21 protein-coding genes and 1 other RNA gene are annotated in these 23,280 nt (G+C 62.6%); 9 read left to right on the top strand and 13 right to left on the bottom strand.

Annotated elements, in window-relative coordinates; all coding sequences use genetic code 11:
• Window positions 1–7: 7 nt before the first annotated feature.
• From ffs to MU846_RS02860, 6 genes are all read left to right on the top strand, one after another.
• Window positions 8–104, top strand: an RNA gene (gene ffs / locus MU846_RS02885) — signal recognition particle sRNA small type.
• Between the two features lie 115 nt (window positions 105–219).
• Window positions 220–2,199: a DNA polymerase III subunit gamma/tau gene (gene dnaX, locus MU846_RS02880; protein WP_246948149.1), complete on the top strand. Its 1,980-nt coding sequence runs from the start codon at window positions 220–222 to the stop codon at window positions 2,197–2,199.
• Between the two features lie 15 nt (window positions 2,200–2,214).
• Entirely contained in the window at window positions 2,215–2,535 is a 321-nt protein-coding gene (locus tag MU846_RS02875) for a YbaB/EbfC family nucleoid-associated protein (protein ID WP_246948148.1), read from the top strand.
• Window positions 2,536–2,545: 10 nt separating this feature from the next.
• On the top strand, window positions 2,546–3,142 hold the full coding sequence (recR, locus tag MU846_RS02870) for a recombination mediator RecR (RefSeq protein WP_246948146.1): 597 nt from the start codon (window positions 2,546–2,548) through the stop codon (window positions 3,140–3,142).
• Between the two features lie 359 nt (window positions 3,143–3,501).
• Complete coding sequence (locus MU846_RS02865; RefSeq protein WP_246948141.1) at window positions 3,502–4,650, top strand: acyl-CoA dehydrogenase family protein; 1,149 nt, start codon at window positions 3,502–3,504, stop codon at window positions 4,648–4,650.
• A gap of 598 nt (window positions 4,651–5,248) precedes the next feature.
• Entirely contained in the window at window positions 5,249–5,860 is a 612-nt protein-coding gene (locus tag MU846_RS02860; RefSeq protein ID WP_246948133.1) for an elongation factor P hydroxylase, read from the top strand.
• Between the two features lie 205 nt (window positions 5,861–6,065).
• On the opposite strand, the gene MU846_RS02855 is transcribed toward MU846_RS02860, so the two are convergent.
• Genes MU846_RS02855 through MU846_RS02815 form a run of 9 tightly spaced genes read right to left on the bottom strand, consistent with a single transcriptional unit; the run spans window position 6,066 to window position 15,341 of the window.
• Window positions 6,066–7,082 carry an AgmX/PglI C-terminal domain-containing protein gene (locus tag MU846_RS02855; protein ID WP_246948130.1) on the bottom strand — a complete coding sequence of 339 codons (1,017 nt, stop codon included), beginning with the start codon at window positions 7,080–7,082 and terminating at the stop codon, window positions 6,066–6,068.
• Window positions 7,079–7,597 (bottom strand): ExbD/TolR family protein, encoded by a 519-nt coding sequence (locus MU846_RS02850; RefSeq protein WP_246948121.1) that lies wholly within the window; start codon window positions 7,595–7,597, stop codon window positions 7,079–7,081. The genes MU846_RS02855 and MU846_RS02850 overlap by 4 nt, the downstream gene beginning before the upstream one ends.
• On the bottom strand, window positions 7,594–8,112 hold the full coding sequence (locus MU846_RS02845; protein WP_246948118.1) for an ExbD/TolR family protein: 519 nt from the start codon (window positions 8,110–8,112) through the stop codon (window positions 7,594–7,596). The genes MU846_RS02850 and MU846_RS02845 overlap by 4 nt, the downstream gene beginning before the upstream one ends.
• A gap of 27 nt (window positions 8,113–8,139) precedes the next feature.
• Window positions 8,140–8,847, bottom strand: coding sequence for a MotA/TolQ/ExbB proton channel family protein (locus MU846_RS02840; protein ID WP_246948114.1), 708 nt, complete (start codon window positions 8,845–8,847; stop codon window positions 8,140–8,142).
• 37 nt (window positions 8,848–8,884) lie between these two features.
• Window positions 8,885–9,190, bottom strand: coding sequence for a hypothetical protein (locus MU846_RS02835; protein ID WP_246948111.1), 306 nt, complete (start codon window positions 9,188–9,190; stop codon window positions 8,885–8,887).
• Window positions 9,187–9,915: a tetratricopeptide repeat protein gene (locus MU846_RS02830; RefSeq protein ID WP_246948110.1), complete on the bottom strand. Its 729-nt coding sequence runs from the start codon at window positions 9,913–9,915 to the stop codon at window positions 9,187–9,189. Before MU846_RS02830 ends, MU846_RS02835 begins: the two co-directional genes overlap by 4 nt.
• The gene (locus tag MU846_RS02825) at window positions 9,896–12,904 is read right to left on the bottom strand and encodes a tetratricopeptide repeat protein (RefSeq protein WP_246948108.1); all 3,009 of its coding nucleotides are present in this window, start codon (window positions 12,902–12,904) and stop codon (window positions 9,896–9,898) included. Before MU846_RS02825 ends, MU846_RS02830 begins: the two co-directional genes overlap by 20 nt.
• The gene (locus MU846_RS02820; RefSeq protein WP_246948105.1) at window positions 12,901–14,823 is read right to left on the bottom strand and encodes a tetratricopeptide repeat protein; all 1,923 of its coding nucleotides are present in this window, start codon (window positions 14,821–14,823) and stop codon (window positions 12,901–12,903) included. The genes MU846_RS02825 and MU846_RS02820 overlap by 4 nt, the downstream gene beginning before the upstream one ends.
• 2 nt (window positions 14,824–14,825) lie before the next feature.
• A complete protein-coding gene (locus MU846_RS02815; RefSeq protein ID WP_246948102.1) occupies window positions 14,826–15,341 on the bottom strand; it encodes a hypothetical protein in 516 nt (171 codons plus the stop codon).
• A 244-nt stretch (window positions 15,342–15,585) separates the two neighbouring features.
• Here MU846_RS02815 and MU846_RS02810 point away from each other — a divergent pair, with 244 nt between their 5' ends.
• A complete protein-coding gene (locus MU846_RS02810; RefSeq protein ID WP_246948100.1) occupies window positions 15,586–16,728 on the top strand; it encodes a 4-phosphoerythronate dehydrogenase in 1,143 nt (380 codons plus the stop codon).
• On the opposite strand, the gene MU846_RS02805 is transcribed toward MU846_RS02810, so the two are convergent.
• The gene (locus MU846_RS02805) at window positions 16,697–16,882 is read right to left on the bottom strand and encodes a PA1571 family protein (RefSeq protein ID WP_246948098.1); all 186 of its coding nucleotides are present in this window, start codon (window positions 16,880–16,882) and stop codon (window positions 16,697–16,699) included. The two genes, MU846_RS02810 and MU846_RS02805, sit on opposite strands and share 32 nt — an antisense overlap.
• Window positions 16,883–17,066: 184 nt before the next feature.
• Between MU846_RS02805 and MU846_RS02800 the strand changes: the two genes are divergently transcribed.
• Complete coding sequence (locus tag MU846_RS02800; RefSeq protein ID WP_246948096.1) at window positions 17,067–18,203, top strand: ATP-NAD kinase family protein; 1,137 nt, start codon at window positions 17,067–17,069, stop codon at window positions 18,201–18,203.
• A gap of 69 nt (window positions 18,204–18,272) precedes the next feature.
• Here the strand turns inward: MU846_RS02800 and htpX are convergent, their stop codons facing one another.
• Window positions 18,273–19,166, bottom strand: coding sequence for a protease HtpX (gene htpX / locus MU846_RS02795; RefSeq protein WP_246948094.1), 894 nt, complete (start codon window positions 19,164–19,166; stop codon window positions 18,273–18,275).
• A gap of 220 nt (window positions 19,167–19,386) precedes the next feature.
• On the opposite strand from htpX, the gene MU846_RS02790 reads away from it, so the two are divergent.
• Complete coding sequence (locus MU846_RS02790; protein WP_246948093.1) at window positions 19,387–21,441, top strand: site-specific recombinase; 2,055 nt, start codon at window positions 19,387–19,389, stop codon at window positions 21,439–21,441.
• A gap of 186 nt (window positions 21,442–21,627) precedes the next feature.
• On the opposite strand, the gene MU846_RS02785 is transcribed toward MU846_RS02790, so the two are convergent.
• Entirely contained in the window at window positions 21,628–22,398 is a 771-nt protein-coding gene (locus MU846_RS02785; protein WP_246948091.1) for a hypothetical protein, read from the bottom strand.
• 135 nt (window positions 22,399–22,533) lie between these two features.
• The gene (locus tag MU846_RS02780) at window positions 22,534–23,028 is read right to left on the bottom strand and encodes a hypothetical protein (protein WP_246948088.1); all 495 of its coding nucleotides are present in this window, start codon (window positions 23,026–23,028) and stop codon (window positions 22,534–22,536) included.
• Window positions 23,029–23,280: the final 252 nt, after the last annotated feature.

Genomic DNA, 23,280 nt, shown 5'->3' with positions numbered 1-23,280 from the left:
GTGGCCTCGTCGGTCCCCCCGCAACGACCAGCTGTGAACCCCGCCAGGCCCGGAAGGGAGCAACGGTAGCAGTGATGTCGTGTGCCGGGGTGTGGCTGGCGAGGCCACCTCCATTTCAGGCCCGCGCTGCTGTGCGCATGTGGGAGGCCGCTGCGTCTGCTGGCAGTCCGGGCGTGGCTACGCTAGCATTGCCTTCTTCACTTCACGGCTGCGGAATACATGAATTATCAGGTTCTTGCGCGTAAATACCGGCCTCGCACCTTTGCCGAACTGGTGGGCCAGGAGCACGTCTCGAAAGCGCTCACACACGCGCTGGATCAGGACCGTCTGCACCATGCCTACCTGTTTACCGGCACCCGCGGATGTGGCAAGACGACCATCGCCCGGATTCTCGCCAAATGCCTGAATTGCGAGCAGGGTGTCAGCTCGCAGCCTTGTGGTGTCTGTGACAGCTGCCAGGAAATTGCCGAGGGCCGCTTTGTCGATCTGATCGAAGTGGACGCGGCCAGCCGCACCAAGGTGGAAGATACCCGTGAGCTGCTGGATAACGTGCAGTACGCGCCGACACGCGGCCGCTACAAGGTTTACCTGATCGACGAAGTGCACATGCTCTCCACGCACAGCTTCAACGCGCTGCTGAAGACATTGGAAGAGCCGCCGCCGCATGTGAAGTTCCTGCTTGCCACTACCGATCCGCAGAAACTGCCCGTGACCATTCTGTCGCGCTGCCTGCAATTCAATCTCAAGGGCCTGCCGGCGGATCGCATCGCCAGCCATCTGAAGCTGTTGCTGGAGCGTGAAATGATCCGCTTCGAAGATGGCGCGCTGATGCAGCTGGGGCGTGCGGCACGCGGCTCCATGCGTGATGCGCTGAGCCTTGCCGATCAGGCCATCGCCTTCAGCGGCGAGCATCTGACGGAGAGCCAGGTTGGCAGCATGCTCGGCACCGTGGATCGAGCTCATGTGCTGGTGCTGCTGCGGGCGCTGGCAGAGGCTGATCCGGCCGCCTTGCTGGCTGCGCTGGATCAGGTGGCCGAGCACAGCCCGGATGAGCTGTCGCTACTGGATGAACTGATCACCATGTTGCATCGCCTGGCGGTGGCACAAATCGTGCCGCAGCGTGAGAGCGAAGCATCACTCACAGAGCTGGCGGGCGCCTTCCAGGCCGAACAACTGCAACTGTTTTATGACGTGGCTGTGCGTGGCCGGCGTGATTTGCCCGAGGTGCCCGATGCCCGTGCCGGGCTTGAGATGATCCTGCTGCGGATGCTGGTGTTTCGTCCCGATGGGGTGATCGCAGGAGGGCCAGCCCCGGTAAAAAAGCCTTCTGAGCCAGCGCCGGTGCACAGTGCGCCGGTGCTGGCGGCCGCCCCGCGCCCGGCGCCTGACTCGGCGCCCACCGCGCCGCCGCGCTCGTACGCGCCCGGTATGCCTGAGCAGGCGCCCACGCCTGAACTTGCACATGGGCTCGCACCTGAGCCCAAATCTGAGCTCGCACCTGAATCGGCGCCAGCGCCCACATCTGAACGCGAGCCTGAATCCCCGCCTGAGCCGTCGCAGCCCATGCCCAGCCTGAGCGAGCAGCTTGCTGCAAGCCAGCGCCCGGCTGCGACATCCGGTGACGCCACACCGCAATCCGCCCTCAAGGCTGGCGAGTCCTCCCGGCCTGAACCCCGGCCCGAGTCTCGGTTTGAGCCCGAGCCACCCGCGCCGGCAACGCCTGCGCACACGGCATCCGCGGAGGCCGCACCCGCCCGGCCGGCACCCGCCGCCACTGCGCAGCCCGATGAGCGCGAGCTGGCCGATCCCGCAGCCTGGTGGGCATCGCTGGTGGAGCGGCTGCCGGTGGAAGGCGTCGTGCGCAATCTGGCGCGCAACTGTGTACTGGTGAGCCGTAGCGAAGGCCGCTGGCAATTGGCGATGCGCGCCGGCTACGAAGTGCTCGCCGGCCGCGAGCGCTTGCAGGCGCTGGAGGAGGGTCTCGGCAGCTATCTCGGCCACAGCGTCAGCGTGTCGCTACAGGTGGATGACACCGCCAGTGACACGCCCGACGAGCTGGCTGCCCGCCGGCGCCAGCAACAGCTGGATCAGGCGAAAGCCGCACTCAGTGAAGACGCCACAGTGCGATTGCTACTTGAAACCTTCAACGGTCGCCTCGATGAACACTCCATTGAGCCACCCGAAACCGAGGGCCATTAGCCCAGTGAGGACAGCATGGATTTCGATATCAACAGCCTGATGAAGCAGGCGCAGGCCATGCAGGAAAAAATGAAGCAGGCGCAAGATGAAATCGCCAACGCGGAAGTGGTGGGCGAAGCAGGCGCCGGCATGGTCAAGGTGACCATGAATGGCCGGCACGACGTGCGCCGCGTGGAAATTGATCCAGCCCTGATGGGCGAAGACAAGGAAATGCTGGAAGATTTGCTGGCCGCTGCCGTCAATGATGCGGTGCGCCGGGTAGAGCGGCACCAGCAGGACAAGATGGCCGGCGTCACGGCGGGCATGCCGATGCCGCCGGGCTTCAAGCTGTTCTAGGAGCGATCCGGTGAAACATAGCCCCCTGGTGCAAGGCCTGATTGATGCGTTTACCTGCCTGCCAGGCGTGGGGCCACGCTCCGCGCAGCGTATGGCGTATCACTTGCTGGAGCGCAACCGGGAGGGCGGGCGACATCTGGCCGCTGCCTTGGGGCAGGCCATGGATGGCGTGCGGCAGTGCGAGCGGTGCAGGAATTTCGCCGAAGGCGGCCTCTGCCCGGTGTGCGCGGATTCGCGCCGGGACCAGGGGCAGGTGTGTGTGGTGTCCTCGCCTGCGGACGTGATCGCGATAGAGCAATCCGGTGAATACCGGGGCCGTTATTTCGTATTGCTCGGCCAGCTGTCGCCCATCGACGGCATGGGCCCGCGCCAGATCGGGCTCGATCAACTGGAAGAGCAGGTGCAGGCGGGCAGTATCAACGAAATCATCCTGGCCACCGGCACCACGATAGAAGGCGAAGCCACCGCGCATTACATTCTGGAAATGGTGGCCGGCACCGCTGTAACCGTCAGCCGTATTGCCCAGGGTGTGCCCATGGGCGGCGAACTGGAGTTTGTCGACGGGGCCACGCTGGCGCACGCGTTTCGCGGGCGGCGGCCTGTCTGAGACGCACCGCCGCTGTCGTGACCGTGGCGGCGCAAGGGTGCAGGGCTGGTCGTCTTTTTCTCATCCATTTCTTCGGCGAGCGATCTCGCCAGCGCGGAGTAGCGCCTGCCGCCTGGTGTAATCTATACGCGCCGTACCCCGATACTCCCGATACGATACTCCGGATACCCGCGACACTCGCTATACGCAGCCTATACGCGCGTCTGTGCTCCTGATTATTCAGCCGTTACTTCCATGCGTTTTTTTGACATTCAGACCTGTTGCTGGCGTTTTCTGTCATTGCGAACCAAGCGCTTGCTTGGTAGTGTCGGCGTCTCTGCTTTTCGACTGCATTTCGACTGCATCCATCGAGGCCACCCATGAACGCCAGTCTGGACTATTTCAACGATACCCATCGCATGGTGCGTGAAAGCACGCGCAAATTTGTCGAGAAAGAGATCCTTCCGCACATAGACGAGTGGGAAGAAGCGGGTGAATTTCCCCGAGAGCTTTATACCAAGGCCGCCAGTATCGGCCTGTTGGGCATTGGCCACCCGGAAGCCTACGGCGGCGCCGGGGAGTCCGATGTGTTTCTGAAAGTGGCCGCATCCGAGGAGTTGATGCGCAGCACCTCCGGTGGGCTGGTGGCGAGCCTGGGTTCGCTGGATATCGGGCTGCCGCCGGTGTGGAAGTGGGGCACGGACGAGCTCAAGGAGCGTATCGTGCCGCCCGTGCTGCGTGGCGAGAAAATCATCGCGCTGGCTATTACCGAGCCCGGCGGTGGTTCGGATGTGGCCAATTTGCGCACCCGTGCCGTGCGCGATGGTGACCGTTATGTGGTCAATGGCAGCAAGACATTCATCACCTCCGGCGTGCGTGCTGATTATTACACCGTGGCGGTGCGGACAGGGGATACCGGCTTTGGCGGTGTCAGCCTGCTGCTGATCGAGAAGGGCACGCCGGGTTTCACCGTCGGTCGCAACCTGAAAAAGACCGGCTGGTGGGCGAGTGACACAGCGGAGCTGTTCTTCGAGGATTGCCGGATACCGGCGGCCAACCTGATTGGCCCGGAGAACGGCGGCTTTTTCTGCATCATGACCAACTTCCAGATGGAGCGGTTGATGCTGTGCGTGATGGCCACCATGACGGCGCAGTTGGCACTGGAGCACAGCATTGATTACGTCAAGCAGCGCGAGGCATTTGGCCGCACGCTGGCAGGTTTTCAGGTGACGCGTCATAAGCTGGCAGAGATGGCGACACTGGTGGAGGCCAGCCGCGAGTTCACTTATCGCGTGGCAGCGAAAATCCAGGCGGGCCAGAACTGCGTCAAGGAAGTGTCGATGGCAAAAAACTTCGCCACCAATGTGTCGGATCGCGTGACCTACGATGCGGTGCAATTGTTTGGTGGCATGGGCTTCATGCGTGAAAGTGTGGTCGAGCGGCTGTCGCGGGATAATCGCATCCTGGCGATCGGTGGCGGCACCTACGAAATCATGAATGAGGTGATTGCCAAACAGCTCGGGCTCTGAACGGGTGTGCAATCCAGGGCATACAGCGCTATCTCTGATCCTCACTCAGGCGCCTGCAATGGCCTTGAAATGAGCCCTGAAACGAGAGCCTGAAATACGCCCTTGGAATAGCCCGGCACTTGTTGCACTTCAAGACGCCCGCTGCGAGGCATCGGGCGTCTTTTTATTGCAGCGCCAGGCCGAGGTTGAGTAGAAAGACCGTTCTGGTAGCGCATAGCCCCACTCTGCCACAGTATTTTGCTGGCACTCGTTACTATCCAATATTGATGGGCTTTGGCGGTTTTTTGGAAACCGCTACTGAAGTCAGCTGAAAGCGGTTTAGCATGTAGCTGGTATCCTGAATGCTGTATGTTCGTAGCTTCCTCTCCTTCCTGTCCCTTATTCGCACAGCCCAACCCTCGGGCCAGCCTGCGGCTGCTCAATGCTGCGTTGGTCTCGTTAAGGACGAGGGCAGGAAAAAGACCGGTATTCTGGGCAACCTGTCGGTGCTTTTAGCAGATGTCGGAAATGGCTCCACGGAAATCGACGAGGCGCTTTTCGCGAATGGGCTGGCGCGTGCACTACGCTCGCGGGCCTGTTATCGGGCATAATGCCGCCCATGTCTCGCTCATGCTCTGATTCGGTAATCACTTTGCACAGCGCTGCTGCACCGGTGCTGGAGGCTGCGTCGCCGGCTGTGCGTCCGTTCGACAGTCGTGATCTGGAGCGCCTTTTTCGGCAAGCGTTTCATGCCGAGTTCGATACGGTGCTCTGCGGTGGCGGCGACGAGCCGATCTATCTGGCCGGGCCGCCAGCGCGGATTATTTATACCCGTGATTATTTTCGCAGTGCGCTCCATGAGGTGGCGCACTGGTGTGTGGCAGGTACGGCACGGCGCAGGCAGGATGATTACGGTTACTGGTATGCGCCTGATGGCCGGGATGTTGCGCAACAGCGCCTGTTCGAGCAAGTGGAAGTGGCGCCACAGGCACTGGAGTTGCTCTTCTGCGCTGCCTGCGGGCATCGTTTCCGGGTATCGGTGGACAACCTTGATGGCGGTGCCGCCGATGAACGCGCTTTCCGCGAGGCGGTGCTAGCCGCTGCACTGGCACGGCTTGGCACCCTGAACCCGGCGAGCCAGCGCTGGGCGCGCTGGCTCGCGGTGCTGAGTGATTTTTATCGTGGCGGTGCAGCGGTTACCGAAGCGGCGGTGCAGGCGGTGCTGCGATAGCGGCTGGCGGCCATTGAGGCGCCAGTCTCGCTATGCTTGCTGTTGATGGGCTTGCCGGCACGGCTTGTGCCGCGGCTACGTTTGTTGCCATCGCCATTGCTGCCGTTACTCTCTGCCGCCTTGCCGCCTTGCCGCCTTGCCGCCTTGCGACTCCGTCACGCCGTCGCTTTCCCGCCCGGCGCCGCTACTTCAGTCGCGGTGTCGATCAGCTCGGGAAAAAGTTGATCGGGTAATCGCCGCGCCATGTCTCTACGTCCATGACCCCGAAATCCATACTGCGGATCACGGTAATGACGCGCCGCTCCAGCTCAGGATCGTGCAGCTCGGTCGAGGTGACGCTGGCGGTGCTGACCCGGCCATCCGGTGCAATCTCCAGATGGATGACAAGCGTGCCCTGCAATGTCGGGTTGCTGCGTAAGGCACGCTGGTACATGGCATTGATGCGCCCTGCATAACGATCGAAAGTGTGGCGGATCTGTTCTTCGGTACGCACATTCTGGCCGGTGCCGCCGGTTCGTTGCTGCGGTGTCTGGGCCGCTTCGGTCGCGATGCGGCTGTCCACCTGCGTTACCTGTGCCGCCGATGCGCTGGCCAGATCGGGGCTCCCTTCGCCGCGCCCGGAAACAGTACCGGTGCTGATGCCGCCGGAGCGTATGCCGGCGCGGCTGGTGAGCAGATCCCGCTGGGCGGCGGTGGCTTCGCTGCCGCCGCGTTGCAAGCTCTGGCCGGCTTGTGCGCCGGTGCCGGGCCTGGGCGCCATCTCGCGCAGGCCCGCCAGGGAGTCCTCGAAGACCTGCACTTCCTGCCGTGCGCGCTCGCGGGCCTGTTCCACACGCTCAGGGGTTGGCGGCTCGGGGGTGGCAGGCGCGGGCGCGGGTTCGGCCTCGGGCGGTGCGCTCTCCGGCTGGGGCGCTTCTGCTTCCGGCTCGGGCTCGGGTGCGGTTACCGGCGTGGGTGGTGGCTGGGCCCGTTCTATCACTAGCCGGGCCAAGCGCTCTGGTACTGGTGCGCTCATGCTTGGCTGGCGGTACGCCGGGGTGGTTTCGATGATCGCGATCAACGCGGCGCAGAGCAGCAGGATAATGGCCAGAATGCTGTACTGACGGCGGTGCTCGCCGGGGAACGGGTCCCAGGGCAGCAAGCCGGCCGGTGCGCTGTTTCTGTTTTGTGCCACGGGTGTGCGCAAGGGCGTTGCACGCACGCTTTGCTTGCCTGTGCTCATGGTGCCTCGCTCCCATTGCTCCCATTGCTGCGCAGTACAGCAAATCTCAGGCGGCTGTACTCGGTCTGGTTGGCGCTGTGCATGATGCGTTCCAGCAGCGCATAGGGAGTGTGGCGATCAGCCATGATCATCAGCCCGCGTCCCTCGTCAGCTGGGCCGCCCAGCTGCGTGGCGCGATCTGCATAACGCTCAAGCTCATGCACCAGTGCCGGCAGGACACGGCCGTGGTGTTGCATGGCGTCGTCCACGCTCATCAATGGCCGCTCCTGTAGCAGGATGCTGTGCGGGCTGATCTGGATGGTGAGCATTTCCTCCGGCAGTTCCTGAGCGGCGGATTCCGGCAGCACAATATCCGGGTTGGCCGGCAACTGTTGCGAGTTGCTGCTGTTCACCAGCAGGAAGAACACCAGAACGGTGAAGATATCCATCAGCGCCGTCAGGTTCAGGCCGGGTACTTTGCGCCGTCGCTGGTAGTGGCGCGCCTTGCGCCGGGCGCGCACCGACTTCGGGTTCATAGGATGTCTCCCTCGGCCTGCGGGGCTTGCGCCGGGGCTCTGCCCAAGCCGATATCCGGAAATAATTCCCGGCGAATGGGTTGGCCGTTGATCATTGTGGTGTGCAAGCGCACGGCATCCATGGTTTGCACCAGCAATTCATAACTGGTGCTGTCGTCGCATAGCAGCGTGATGTCCGTCAGTTGCGGAAAGCGCTGTTTTATTTCCAGCAGAAACGCTTGCAGGCTGGCGCTGTCATGCTGGCCGCCGCCGAGGTTGGGCAGGCTTTTCAGCGGCCCGCTGAGGCGATCGGATACCACATAGCGATCCGGGTAGATCAGCACTTCCACCAGCAACGGCGGTGGCTCGGTGTGTTCGGCCGCAGGCGCGCCGTCGGCGGGCAGGTTCAGTTTCAGCACCGAAACCTGTGCAAACACCGCGTTGAGCAGCAAGAACGGTATCAGCACCACCATCAGGTTCATGAAGGTGGTGACGTTGAGTTCGCCGTCTTCTCTCTCTCGTTTGCGAAATCGCATACCGGCTCCTTGACAGAACGGGCGGAATTATTCGGCGTCAGGCCGGCGTTGGTCCTGCTGGCTGGCGGCGAGACGGTATGCGTTGCTGAATTTCACCGAGGCCATTTCCAGGCTGTCCACGATCTTGGTGGTCATGGAGTTGATGAACGCGTGCGCCAGCAACAGTGGAATGGCAGCGATCAGGCCCAGCGCGGTGGTGTTCATGGCCATGGAGATGGAGGCCGACAGCAGATCGGCTTTTTGTGCCGGATCGGCGCTGGCCACCGCTGTAAAAGCGACGATGAGCCCGATGATGGTGCCCAGCAGGCCAAGCAGGGTGGCGATGTTGGCCAGCGTCGCCAGATAACCGGTGCGCGTCTCAAGGCGTGGCAACACTTCCATCAGCCCTTCTTCCATGGCCAGCTCCACATCTTCGAAGCGGCGGCTGCTGCGCGCACGCTCCAGTCCGTAGCCGATGATGCGGGCGATGCCGGCATCGTTGTCGCGCACCAGCTCCAGTGCCTGGCGAAACTGTGCCTTGGTCAGCAGGGGAAATATGTCAGCCCAGATGCGGCGGTTTTTGCTCTTGACGCCTTGCAGGTAAATGACCCGTTCAAGAGTGATGGCCACGCCGACGGCCAGCACCAGCAGAATCGGGTACATGAATGAGCCGCCATCCTGAATGAAGCTGACGATTGTATTGACGAAGCTGGTGTCCGCAACAGGCGCGGTGGTAGCAAGGGCCGCAGTCGGCATGGGGATCTCCTGATAAAGAAAGCAAGGGCATAAATGGTCAGTGAGCAGTCTTCGCTGCCTGGCTGCCGGGTATCGCGTTCTGGTTCTCTGTTTGCTGCCTCAGTGTCTGGTGATACTCCACTTCACGCTGCAACACGTCCGGGTCCAGCGGTTCCAGAACGCGATCCAGCAACGCGGAAGTCGGATCGCGAGGATCGAGGCGAACTTCCCTTTCTTTCCATGGCACTACGTTGAGTACCGTTGGCGCCTCCTGGCTGCCGATGATGTTGAGGCCGGTGGCTGTGTCGGCGGCGCTCGCGAGGCCGGGAGCAATCAGCCACGACAGAACAAGCAGGCGTTTCATTGGGTGTCCTCCGTGGCAACGGCGGGATAGGTCGAGACGCGCCGCTCCAGATCAGCGATCCAGTTGGCGACGGCCTGATCGGGTTGTTTCTGCAATGCCTGATAATGGCGGAAGTGGTGCAGTGCCTCTGCCGGCTGTTGCTGATAAAGCTCTGCCAGCACGCCGAGGTTGAAATGCGCACGGGCATAACGGGGATCGAGCTCAATGGCGTGCTGATAATGCACTCGTGCTTCGTCAAACCGCCCTTGCTCGCGCAGTGCGAGGCCCAGCGCGTTGTGGGCATACGGGTTGCGGCTGTTGGTGGCGAGCGCGGCGTGCAGGCTGTGTTCGGCTTCGGCAAATTGCTGTCGGCGCAGCTGGATCAGCCCGATATTGACCCAAGGGCCGGAGAGCAGGGGGTAGCGCTCGGCAAGCTGGTGCAGCAACGTTAGCGCTTCGTCGTCACGGCCCTGGTGCATGGCATGTAGCGCCAATGCGTAATCCTGCAACGCGGCCTCGGCCATTATTGCCGCTGCGGGCGCGTGGGGCACCGGCGGCACATGAATGGCATCGCTGTCGGTGACAACGCCACCGGCGCGCTGCTCAGCGTAGCGCGACACACTGGCTTCTGGCCGTGTGAGTTGCGATGGTGTGCTCGTGCAGCCGGCCAGCAACACGGCTGCCAGTAACGCGAGCAGAGGGTAGCGGCCGAGCTGGCACAGCTTGTCAGTAAATGATGTCGACATAAGTTTCGACCTGCTCGAATTTTGCAAAGCGCCCCGGCAGGAGCTCCCCCAGTGCAGCAAAGCTTTGCCGCACCCAGTCGTCATAGATGCCTTCGGGCGCGAGATCGGTATTGGCAATCAGCACGTCGATGGCCATGTCTTCGTAAGGCAGCGCCTGTTCTTCCAGCATCAGTTCGTAGAGCTCAAGCTCAAGCTCATCAAGATTGCGCGGGCGCTCGCTGTGCAAGATGTCCTGTGCCAGTTGCCGATACATATCGCCAATGCGGTAGTTGGCGGCGGTGGCAAATTCCGCTACCTGCAAGGCGGCAACCGCTTCATAACGGCGCAGGGCAGTGCGCATCGCTGCGGTTTTTCTCTCCAGGCTGCGACGCAGTGGTTGTGTCAGCCGGATCTCGCTGAATGAGGCAAATTGCGGTTCCGCCAGGGCGAAGGCGGCCCAGGCACCCAGCCAGGCGATGCGTGGGGTGGCAGCCTCTGCGGCATCGCCGGCCGTGAGCACCAGGCGGTCGAGCCAGAAGGTATGGCGATCCTGATCGCCAAGTTGTTGATAGAGGCCGGCCAGCCGGTATTGTGCTTCGGCGCGCAGGGCGATGGGTTCGGGATAGGCCCAGGCGTATTTGCGATACAAGCTGATGGATGCCATGGGCTGCTCGGCGCGGTCGGCCATTTCCGCTGCCTGCCAGAGTGCCTGGCTGGCAAGCTCGGGATCGCTTTCGGTGTAGCTGTCGGCGATCAGTTCGAGCTCGCGCGCTGCGGCCAGAAAATCGCCCATGTTTTCGTAAGCCAGCGCCAGTTTGTCGGGCACCGTGGCGGCCAGTGCATCTTCGGCGTAGCGGCGCCGGAAATCTTCCAGCACGCGGGCCGCGCTGCTGTAGTCGGCAAGCTCAAGCAGCAGTGCGGCGGCATCGTACTCGGCTTGCTTGCGAATGCTGGCGCTGGCCACTGTTGTGCCTACGCGCAGGAACATGGCCGCCGCCTCGGCCTTGTTGTCGGCTGCCAGCAGAGCTTCGGCCTGTCGATAGATGCTGGCCGCCAGGCGCTCCTGATAAGTTGTGCGCTCTTGCGCGCCCAAACCCGGCTGTGCGAGCAAGGTGCTGTAGGCGTATTCGGCGACCGGGTAGCGGCCCAGATCGAATTCGCCGTTGGCGATGGTGGCCCAGCCGTAACGCAGCTGCTCTGCGGCAGGCGCTGGCGTGCGATTCACCAGCAGGCCGGCAGTGGCGACGGCGCCGGCTACATCGCCCAGCGCCAGTTGGTCTTCGCTGACGCTGACCAGCACGGTAGTGGCCTGAGCGTGTGTCGGCCAGGTGGCTGCAAAGCGCAGGCCGCTGGCGATTTTTTCCCGCCGCAGCTGAGCGATTGCGTCAGGCGGTGTGTCGGTGGGCAGTGCGGCGAGCCGGGCCTGATAGGCCACCAGCGCGAAATAACCTGCGGCGTCGGCGTCGGCATAATCGGAATACTGGTAAGCGGTACGTTCGAATTCGGTTACGGCGCCGGCATGCTCGCCAGCGGCGTAGAGCGCTTCCGCATAGCGATGGTTGATGATCGGCTGATCGTCGCCCGGCGGCGGGGTATCCAGATATTCCCGGTACCAGCGCAGCGGTTCCGCATAGGCTGCGGCTGCGGACGGGCCGCTGTGTTGTTGCGCCTGCGCATGATAGTGCTGGGCAAGATCGAGAATGTGGCCCTTGAGCACCTCGATGTAACTTTCGCGTGCTGCCGGCTGCGCCGCCCAGAAGCGGCTGTGGATGCCGTAGCGTTGCACAAATTGCTCTTTTGCAGGCAGCACCAGCGTGGGGAAGCCGCCTTGGCGGAAGGCGTCGATCTGCAAGCTGGAGAAGGTCGGCGCACGCGGATCATCCGGGTACTGGCTGACGAACATGTCGTAGCTGTCGGCGGCGTCACGGTAGCGCTGTTGATGCAGATACAGCTCGCCCAGCCGGCGATAAATATCGGCTTCATAGGCGCGCGTTCCATGCTCGGCGAACCAGTCTCGAACGGATACGGCGCCGTCCAGATTGGTGAATGCCAGGCTGATGACACGGTGTGTGTCGCCAAGCAGCTTGGCCTGCATGCTGGCGGTGTCGGTGAGCGAAGCATGGCCGTGGAGGCGATCAGCAAGCTGGAAGAATTGCGCCAGCGCTTGCGAGTAGTTCGCCAGCTTGTAATAGCTCCAGCCGAGCTTGTAGAGGGCTTGTAATGTGAAGTCGTTTTCCGGCCGGGCCAGCACGGCAGCATAGGCAGCGGCCGCTTCGTCATAGGCGTTACGGGCAAACAGCAATTCGCCGCGCCGGAATTGCGCTTCGGCGTAAAACTCGCTGTCGGCATGTTCGCGAACCAGCGCCCCCAGCGCTGCCAGCGAGCCATCGAGATCGCCGCCAAAATCATATGCCTTGGCCAGTTGATACCAGGCATCGGCGCGCTGGCGCGGATCGCGAGTGCTGTCCAGCAGAGCACGGTAAAGCATGACCGCGGTGCGGAAATCTGTTTCCAGGCCAGCTGCGTCGTCGATGCCATGCCGTTCGGCATGCAGGCTGCCGGCCAGGCCGAGTAGCGCGAAACGCTGTTCCCGGTCGCTGCTGTTTTTTGCTTCGCGAATAAAACTTTCGTAGAGCATGCGGTCAATATCACGCTCGTGTTCGGCAAGCGTGGTATCACTGCCGGCGCCGTCGGTGTCTTCTATGGCACGGTACTCGGCTGTGTTCATGGCCAGATCGGCCATGCGCCGCAATGGCCGGGCGCGTTGTTCCGGCTCTGGCAGTAATGCAATGGCGTGGCGGTAATGATCCATAGCGGCCTCTGGCGAGGCCTGTGCCAGCGACTGTGGCGTGATATCCACCGCCAGACGTTCCAGATCACCCAGCGTCAGGCCATCATGCTGGCTGCCGACCGGCGCTTGCGCGGGGGCGAAGGTGCAGCCCGCCACGGTGCTGCCCAACAGCAGGGCAGCGAATCCGGCACGGGAAACACAGGAAGTAAAGCGCATCATTGGCGGCCCCGCGTCTGTTGTGCTCGAGCCGCGCTGTCTTGCAGCCGGGCGATGGAGAGGTGCGCTTCAGCCAGATGCTCACCGAGCGTCTGGCGCTGCCGGGCAAGTAGCTGCAACCCGGCCAGCTGAAGTCGTTCGCCAAGTTCGTTGATGATTGCCTCGGTCTGGGTGCGTTGTGCCTCAATCTGTTCGGCGAGGTGTGTCAGGCGAGTGCCGAGATCGCTTTGCAGTGCCACATGGGCATCATTCAACAGTTGCTCCAGCGCGGCCAGGCGTAGCCCGGCAATATCGGCATCAATGATCAGCGCGGCACCGTCGCGCTGCTGCCGTTCACGATTTGCCGGCCCGCGGTGGGCGATTTCCCAAAGCAGGCGGCCACGCAGGCGCTCCAGCCGCTGCCGTTGTGCGGCGCTGGGCTGAGTACTGTCGAGCCAGCCGGTAACCCGCTGCCACATGATGGCGTGCGGTAGCTCGGCCAGGTCATGGGTCGCGTTGATATCAAGGTGCTGCGGTATCGACTGCGCCAGCGCGGCGGTGGCGTCAGCCAGCTGTTGCTGTTGTTGTCGCAGGGCTGCCACTTGTTCATGAATGCGTGGTGCAACACGGGCCAGCCGTTGTTGCCGTTCGGCGAGGGTGGCCTGTAGCACCGGGATGGATTGCTGATGCTGACGCAGCAGCTCGCTCAGGCGCACAAGTTGCTGGTATTGCCGATACTGCTCGGCGAACTGCCGCTCGGCAAAAAGCTGATGTAAGTAAACGAGATCGTCGCCCTGGGCGGCGCCTTGTCGCACCAGCCAGGCCATCGGGTCCTGGCTGGCGAGGGCGGCGGTCTGGTCATTGAGCGTGTGCAACCAGCCCGGTTGCCGGATACGCCGCGCGGTAGCTTCGAGGTCGTGCAGCACGGCACGGAACTGTTCGGCGGCAACCTGATAGCCAGCCAGAGCTTGCGGCAGGGCACCAAGCTCTTCATAGGCGCGGGGTGCCAGTAGCATCGCTTCCTGTACCGCCCCGTGTACGGGGTCACGGCGGATCAGCTCCAGCCACAGGGGCAGTGCCGAGCGCACTGCGCCGCGACGGTAGTTCGCCAGGCCCAACGCCATCAGTGCGTCGCTGGAATAAGGGCCGTCGGCGCGGACGCGCAGCAGTGCAGCACGGGCCTGATCGGCACGGCCCTGGCGCAGCTCTGTCAGCCCGATGGCCAGCGCGGCACGATCCTTGAGCGCGTTGATTTCGGGGTCGCCTGAGGGCAATGCGGCGACGTGCTCCAGCCGCGTCAGGCCATGTGCGGGCTGCCCGGCACGCACCATGGCAACGCCCATGTTGTAACTGGCGTAGGCGCCGGGCACGCTGTCCAGAGGCACCGTGGCCAGCTCATCGGCAGCGCGATTGAACTCGCCCTGATGAATCAGTGCGTTGGCCAGCAGCAGCTGGCGATGCGGTTGCTGCTCGGGGCGCAGCGCCTGAATCGGGGCAGCGGTCAGGATATCGGTGGCGGCCTGGTAATCGCCCTGGCGATAGTGCAGATCGGCCTTGTGAAGCCAGGCTTCGGCTCGGGTGCGGGCAAGAATATCCTTGCGCAGCAGCCGTTCGAAAATAACGCCGGCCTGCTCCGGCAGGCCATAGTCGAGGAATAATTCTCCCTGCAGCAACTCGGCATATTCGGTGGAATCATCAAATAACCCGTGGGCCTGATTGACGCGCAAGCGGCTCAGGGCAGCGAAGGAGCGATCACTGTAGTAATCCAGAATGGCGCCGCCGAACGCGAGGTAGCGCTGTTCTTCAATTCCCAGCGCCTGGGGAGTGCTTGCCAGGTCGTCGAACAACACCAGCCGCGTGCCGGTATCGGCGCTGGCCATCACGCACGCCAGTAGCGTGCCCAGTGCGAGATGCGCACGCAGGCTGTGCTTCATGCGGCGCATGGTTACTGGTCCCATTCGCGAAAGTCGAACCGATGCTGCATGGCATCAAGGTCGTCGACGACGCGTAGCTCTATATGCTTTCGGCCGGGGCCTTTGTTGAAGATGTGCGAGACCGTGCGCTGGTAATCCTGCCCGCGTGGATCGTAGCCGGTCATGCTGACCTCAAGCTCGTTGCGGCCACTGCGCACATTGCCGGTATGCAGGAGCTGGATGCCGCCCTTGGTCAGCGCCTCGAACTCGTGCTCGCTGTAAAAATGGTAGCCGATGTGCTCGCCGTTCAGAGTGAGCTTGATATCCACCAGCCGAATGGGGGTGCCGACATCCACGGACAGGAAAAAAGACGCTTGTGAGCTGGGGTAGAGCAGCTCTTCTTCCAGCAACGTCAGATCCCGGTCGAGGTCAAGCACCTGCTCTTTGAGAGCCTGGATACGTTGAGAGAGCCCGGTGTCCTGGGCGACGGCGGCTGGCACACAACCCACCGTGACCAGCATGGCCAGGAGCAAGTGTCGGATCTTCATTGTTATCGCCTGAGGCTGTCTTATTTTTGTAGGAGGGTGCCGTAATCCGTTCGGCCACCTCTTTTCCTGATTCAACCAAGCGTGTGATTCACCCCGGTCACGCTTGGATGAACAGTTGTAACTGAGAAGAAAGGCTTAAATCAAGCCCGGCCGTTCGACCGGTGCGTGCGCCGGGGCCAACGGCACCTGCAAGTGCCAGCGGTGGCGGTTATCATGCGCTTCTCGCTTGCCTTCTGGAACTGCCATGCTGCGGATCGTCGCCGATGAAAATATGCCTGCCCTGTCGCTTTTCGACGGCATCGGGCAGATTATCACTACGCCCGGCCGGCCGCTTGAACGGGCGCTGCTGAATCAGGCGGATGTGTTGCTGGTGCGCTCGGTGACGCAGGTGGACGGCGCCTTGCTGGAAGGAACGCCGGTGCGCTTTGTCGGCTCGGCGACCATCGGTACGGATCATGTGGCGCTTGATGAACTGGGTCAGCTCGGCGTTTGTTTCGCGCACGCGCCGGGCTGTAATGCCATGGCGGTGGCCGAGTATGTGCTGCAGGCCATATTGAGCTGGCCGCCCGGCGAGCTCGCCGGCCTGAGCGTGGGCGTTATCGGCATGGGCAATGTGGGCCGTCGTGTCTCAGCGCTGGTGCAGGCGCTGGGAATGAAGGTGCTGGCGCACGATCCCTGGCTTGAGCAGGCGCCGGCGGGCGCCACGCTGGTGACACTTGCGCAGGCGTTGGCGGCAGATGTAATCACACTGCATGTGCCGTTGGTTGACGCTGGCCCGCATCCGACCCGCCACCTGCTCGATGGCCCAAGGCTGGCCGCGCTGGGGCCGCAGCGCTTGCTGATCAATACCAGCCGTGGCCCAGTGGTGGACAACACCGCTCTGCTGGCGCTGTTGCGGTCCGGCACAGGCCCCGTGACGGTGCTGGATGTGTGGGAAACCGAACCTCTGGTGCCGCCGGCGCTGCTTGCGCTGGCCGCCAGTGGCAGCCCGCACGTGGCGGGCTACAGTGTCGAGGGCAAAACGCGTGGCACCTGGATGCTTTATCAAGCGCTGTGCCAGTGGTGCGGCGAGGCGGCAAGCCGGCCCATGCCGCCACTGGCGCCATCACGGCAGTGGCCGCACGCTATAACCGATACCGCGAGTATGCTGGCCTGGCTGCACGCGGGATACCGGCTGGCGGATGACCATCAGCGTTTGTGCGAAGTGGTGGGCCTGACACCCGAGGGGGTGCATTACCGGAGTGAGGCGGAGCGAGCGGCCGGCTTTGATCTGTTACGCAAACGCTACCCGGCACGGCATGAAATGGCAGGTTGGCAGATGGCCGGCGCAATAGCGCCGGCCTGGCAACCGGTACTCAGCCAGCTTGGTGCTGTGCTGGTGCGCTAGCAGGATACTGCCAGGCCCGCTCAAGATGGGCACAGGCTTGTTGCACCATGTCTTCGGTAATCGGGATTTCACGTCCCTGGGCATCGATCAGGGCGGCGCCATTGAAATCCTTGTCCCCGGCGGGGAGATTGTCGGATTGTAGATTGCGGTTCATGGGTCACCTGTCTTGCTTGCCTGTTTCAGATCGGCCGGGTCTTGGGCCGCTACACCATTCAAGCTAACGGCCGTCGGGCTGCCAGCCAAGGCAAGTATTGTTTCCAGATATGACTTTCTGATGAAACCGGACGAAACCCGGCTATAAAAGGCCGCCCACGGGCAGCGGCAGGAGGGGCAGATTGATGTCAGAAAAAGCATCACCGGGCTTGCGCATCGGGCTGCTGGTGAATCCGCTGGCGGGCCTGGGTGGGGCGGTCGGCCTGAAGGGTACGGATGGCGCAGCCACCGTGGCCGAGGCGCTGGCCAGAGGCGCCGAGCCCCAGGCGGGTAACCGCGTCGTGCGGGCGCTGCGTGAGCTTGACGGGGCGGCGGCTGTGCAGTGGTTCACCTGGGGTGGCGAGATGGGCGAGCGCTGGCTGCGCGAAGCCGGTTTTACGGGCCAGGTGCTGGGGCAGCCGGCAAACCCGAGCGGGCCGGCGGATACCGGGCACGCGGTGCGGGCACTGGAGGCGGCAGGTATCGATGTGCTGCTGTTTGCCGGCGGCGATGGCACCGCCCGGGATATTCACGACAGCCTGGCCAGCGCCTTGCCGGTGCTGGGTATTCCGGCGGGCTGCAAGATGCATTCCGGCGTTTACGCCGTCAACCCGGAAGCGGCGGGGCAGCTGCTGCGGTCGCTGGTGCAGGGTGAGCTGATCGGGCTAACAGAGGGCGAGGTGCGTGATATCGACGAGCAGGCGTTTCGCAGCGGTGTGGTCAAGGCACGGTTTTACGGGGTCTTGCGCGTGCCGGACAACGATCGCCTGTTGCAACAGGTCAAGTGTGGCGCCATCGACAACGAAGCATTGCAGGTGACCGAGCTGGCGGCCTGGATGGCCGAGCAGATGGAGCCGGGGATCTGTTATCTGGTGGGGTCGGGCTCGACGGTGGCCGAGGTCATGGCGCAGCTGGGCCTGCCGAATACCTTGCTGGGTGTTGATGTGGTGTGTGATGGCGAGCTGTGGGCGGCGGATGTGACCGCCGCGCAGGCACTGGTGCTCATCGAGGGCAGGCCGGCGCGTGCCATTGTGACGGTAATCGGCGGCCAGGGGCATTTGTTCGGCAGGGGCAACCAGCAGTTCAGCCCGGAGATCATCCGGCGGCTGGGGCGTGATGGCATCCATGTGCTGGCCACCCGAGCCAAGCTGGCCTCGTTGCAGGGCAGGCCGCTGTTGCTCGATAGCGGCGATGCCGCACTGGATCGGGCTCTTGCGGGGCTGATTCCGGTGATTACCGGTTACGACGATCAGGTGCTGTATCGCCTGGGCGGCGAGCTGTAACCCGGTTTGCCGGCAGGCGATACGAACAGGGCGCTCGATGGCGCCCTGTCTGCTTCTGGTGGCGGCGTCTCAGCCGTGCCGCTGCTCGCGCAGGGCAGCGATACGATCCTCAAGCGGCGGGTGCGAGTGGAACAGGGATTTGAGCCCCGAGCGCAGGCCCATGTTGATACCGAACGCGGTGAGCGACTCGGGCATCTGATCCGGCACCTGGCTCTCGGCTTGCAGCCGTTGCAACGCGGAAATCATGCTCTGGCGGTTGGCCAGCTGGGCACCGGCGGCATCAGCGCGGTATTCGCGGAAGCGCGAGAACCACATGACAATGGCAGTGGCCAGGAAGCCGAGCAGAATCTGCGCGACAATCGAAACAATATAGAAGCCGGGGCCGTAACCACGCTCGGTCTTGAAGACCACGCGGTCAACCACATGGCCGATCACGCGAGAGAAGAAAATCACGAAGGTGTTGACGACACCCTGGATCAGCGTGAGCGTGACCATGTCGCCGTTGGCCACGTGGCCGATTTCGTGCGCCAGCACAGCCCGGATCTCGTCCTGGCTGAAGCGGCTCAACATGCCTTCGGATACCGCCACCAACGAATCATTGCGGTTCCAGCCGGTGGCGAACGCATTGGACTGTTGTGCCGGAAAGATACCGACCTCCGGCATACCGATTCCGGCTTTTTGCGAAAGCTCGCGCACGGTAGCGACCAGCCATTGCTCGGTGGCAGTGCGGGGCTGCTCGATGACGTGCACGCCAGCGGCGCGCTTGGCCATCCATTTTGATATGAACAGCGAAATCAGCGAGCCTGCAAAACCGAACACGGCGCTGAAGATCAGCAGGGCCTGTAAATCCAGATCCACCCCATTTTGTGCCAGAATCGAATTCACACCGAGCAGGCTGAGCACGACACTGGCCACCGCCAGCACGGCGATGTTGGTGAGCAGGAACAGGGCGATACGCATCATGGGAAGGGAATCTCCGAAGTAACCAAGGATGGCGGCTGTTGGCCAGCGCGCCCATTGTTACATGGATTTTGTGGTCTTGTGCCCGAAAATCAAGATTGCCGCCGGTTTTTTTGTCATCATTCTCCTTAGCTGCGCGAGGGGCTGCCCCGGCACTCCACGCACCTTCTGCCGACGCCAGCGGCTCCCGCTGGCCCGACCACCCGGAACCAAGGAAGCGACCGTGTCCCTGCAAACCCTGCTTACCCGCTTGGCGGACCCGCAAACCAGCGCCGTCAAATCCATGGTGCTGATCGTCGATTGGCTGCGCCCCTCCGGGCGGGAATCGGCAAGCGCGGCCAGAGAACGGATCACCGGGCTGGCGGCGGTGCTGGAATCGCATCCGCAGCTACATGCCGACCTCAGCGAGCGCCTCCGCAACTGGCTTGAAGAGGCCCGTTTTTTCCATTTGCTGACCAGCCTGGGCCTTTACTCTCGCCGGGGTTTTCTGCGGGAGGTCGGTGAGCGCCTGTATGAGCGTTTCAATCCGGCGCCCGTGGACATGAGCAGCGTACGCGATGTGTTCTTTCTGGTATTTCACCGCAAATCCGACATGGACTGGGTGGATGAAGTGCCGGATGACACCTGGCTCGACCTGTTTCTGCTGTTGTGGCAGTTCACGCCGGAGGATGGGCAACGGCTGCGCGACCGCGTGGCGCTGGAAATTCTCAATGCTATCGAGCTGCTCTCCATCTGGATCGCCGCCGAAGGGTTGGAGCCGACGCTGATTCGCCTTGATCCACGCATGGTGGAAAGAGATTCTGCCCTGGTGGCATTGCAACGGGAGCTGGCGGTGTATGCGCAGGGCTACCCTGCGTATCTGCGTGGCGAAGGGGAGGAATCCCCGGACGATGCCCACGCCCGCGTGTTACTGGAACAGTGTGCCGAGGAAGTGGCGCGCCTGGGCCGGCGCACCGTCAGCCAGGGCGCCAGTGTGGCCATCACCCACTTGCTCGAGCGCCTGAGCCAGACGCTGGATCGCATCGAACATCTGCTGGATGTGATCAGCCCGGCCGACCCGCAGGCCCGCGCTCAACGGAGCGCAGAACTGTTCCGGCAGCTGGTGCAGGCGGTGGCGGCACGTAACAGCGTGCGAGCGCTATGGCAGCAGAACAGCCGCATGCTGGCGCGCAGCGTAACGGAAAACTCAAGTGGCCATGGCGAGCATTACATCGCCGGCAACCGGCGTGATTACTTTCGCATGCTCGGTTCGGCAGCCGGTGGCGGGGTGATTATCGCCCTGATGGCGTTGATCAAGCTGAAGGTGCTTGAGCTTGGCCTGGCGCCGTTTACACAAACCCTGCTGGTGGCGCTCAACTACGGGCTGGGCTTTGTGTTGATTCATATGCTGCACGGCACGGTGGCCACCAAACAGCCTGCGATGACTGCGGCCAGCATCGCGGAAAAAGTCGAGCAGGGAGAGAAAGGCCGCGCCAATGCACGCAAGCTGGCGGAACTGCTGGTGAAAGTCGGGCGCACCCAGTTCGTGGCGGTGCTCGGCAACGTGGCGCTGGCGGTAACGGTGGCCTGGTTGCTGGGCTGGGGATATCGCGCCTGGGCTGGCCTTGAGCTGATCGACCAGCACCGCTACGAGTATATCCGCGCCGGCCTCCATCCCTGGCTCAGCCCGGCACTGTTGTATGCAGGCATCGCCGGGGTGTGGCTGTTCTGTTCAGGCCTGATTGCCGGGTTCTTCGATAATCGCGCCGCTTATCTCAATCTTGCCGAACGGCTGCGCGGGCACCCTTTGTTGAGACGGATTCTGCCGCAGGCCATGAGGGAGCGGGTAGCCACTTATTTGCACGATAACTACGGCGCGCTGATGAGCAATTTCCTGTTCGGTCTGTTACTGGGTTACACAGGGTATGTGGGTTACTTGCTGGGCCTGCCTATTGATATTCGCCATGTGGCTTTCGCCTCTGCGGAGGTGGGATATGCTGCCGCCTATGCCATGCCGGGGCCGGCTGAGGTGGTTCGGCTGCTGTGCTTTGCCTTGATGATCGGCGGCGTGAACCTGGCGGTGAGTTTTGGCCTGGCACTGAGCGTCGCCTTGCGCGCACGTGGCACGCGTATCACGGGGCCGGGCAAATTGCTGAAGGCGTATTTTCAGGTATTGCGCGAGCGACCAGCGGGTTTGCTGTATCCGCCTGCGACGCCGGTGGATACAGAGAAAGGCGAGCAGCCGGTGCCGGTCAAAGCGCAAGGAAAGGCGCAAGAAAAGGTACAAGAAAAGACGTAAGAAAAGGCGCAGAACAAGGTTCAGGGCAGGGCGCGGAAAAGCCCGGAGGCAGGCAAGACGACGAGTCAGGCAGTATCGGCGCTGGCCTGCAGGCCAATATTTCATCACAACAATTGCTGTGAGCAACGGCAATGCCTGCGAGCCAGCGCCACACCGTTTCGGCCTGGCGCTGGTGGGCAGGCCGTGTCACTGGGCTGCTGAGGTGTCGGGTTGGGGCGCGTCGTCGGCCGTCTTCGATGAGGCGCACTCTTGTGGCGCATAGCTTTGCTGGATCAGCGCCAGCATCAGGGTCTTGTAGAGCTCCCCGCCAATACGCTCGGGCTCATTGAAGAGCGCTTCGTTTATCCGGTACGCCAGGTGTCGTTTGACATCGCTTTCCACCGCGCGGGTGATTTCTACCGAGGTTGCGCCGAGATCAATCTCCGGGGCTGATGCCGGCTGGTCGTTGCCCCGTGGCGTTATCTTGAAGGTGAGGTTGTTAGCTACATCCGGTGGCGGTTCTGCCAGAATCCGGGGGCGCATCCAGACGCGCTGGAGTGCACCAATTTCTTTGCGTGTGGCCTCGATCTTCGGGGTGAGGTCGTTGACCTCGTTGGTGTCAGCTCTGGCAAGCTCGTCGTTGTAGCCCTCCAACTGCTCCCGGAGCTTGATCAGTTTCTCCATGGCGTGTTCGGGTATGGATGGGTCAATGCCCATATGGATTGTGGAAGCACGCAACGAAGCGGGATAGGAGAAGCTATGGATTTCGCCAGAGGCTGCGCTGTGATGAGAAAACGTGGCCCGCTTCTGTGGTAAAAGCAGGCACCCCGACAAGGTGAAGGCCAGCACAAGCACTGTCAGAAGTGCTGCCGTGGGGGCGCGTTGCAGGTGCGTGACGTGGTCGAAATCATTTGCAGCGCCCTCACATCCAGTGTGTGCAATGGTTATGGGGCGGGCGTGAGCGTTGAACTTGAACATCGGTTCCATCCGGTTGTCAGTGAACAAGCCGGGAATACTAGACGCGGTGCGTAGGGGGCGATACCCCCGAACGGGGGGATGGCAAGTTGCCATTATGCGACAATCGGAGCGGCGTCTGGGCGGCAGGGCAAGTGGTCAGCTTTCAGGCGTCGGGCGGCGGTAATGTGATAGCGCTGCCGGGGAAGTCACTGCGCCCGGCTGGGTTGCAAGCAGGCTACGAATGATGACGCTGATTTCGCCTGAGCGGCCACCGCGCACGGCGGCACGGATCTGCTCCACCAGCGACTGTTTTTCAGCGGCGAGAGCCTCGGGCAGATCGGTGGGGGGTGTGGCCAACCGCAGCTCGCTGGCCGCGCTGAGCAGCACGAATGCTTTGTTGGTCAGCACGGCCTGATCAATACCGTCCTGATAGATCAGGCTGTCGTAACGCAGATAACCCTCGTCGGCCAGCCACAGCATGGTGCTCAGGCAGGCCATGTGGCGCTTGGAATGCAGGCCCACTTCATCCGGCGTATCGGGGCCGGAAATGTCCTCGACGTAAATGGCTTGCGGCCGGGGAAACTGGTTGTAAAGGTGCAGCAGGACAAGTGCAGCATCGCGGCAAAAATCGTCGATATGAATATCGGCCAAGGTCGGCTCTCCACTCTTTATCAGCGCTTTGTCAGCGTCTTGTCAGCGTCTTGTCAGTGCCAGCCGTCGGTGCTTTTATCTGCTATCTGCATCTTTCTGCATCTGGCTGGCGACACTTTGTCTATTCAGGCACCGTTACGGCCTCGGATGGTGCGGTTGCCGCAGCGGCCTGGCCGTATTTGGCCAGGCTGCGTCTGCGGTGCTTTCTATTCGCGGTGCTTTCTGTTCGTGGTGCTTTCTATTCGTGGTGCT

The organism is Alcanivorax quisquiliarum (genome assembly GCF_023051175.1).
Taxonomy (GTDB): domain Bacteria; phylum Pseudomonadota; class Gammaproteobacteria; order Pseudomonadales; family Alcanivoracaceae; genus Isoalcanivorax; species Isoalcanivorax quisquiliarum.
Note: the sequence above shows the minus strand (reverse complement) of the source record. Positions and strands in the feature narration are given on the sequence as shown.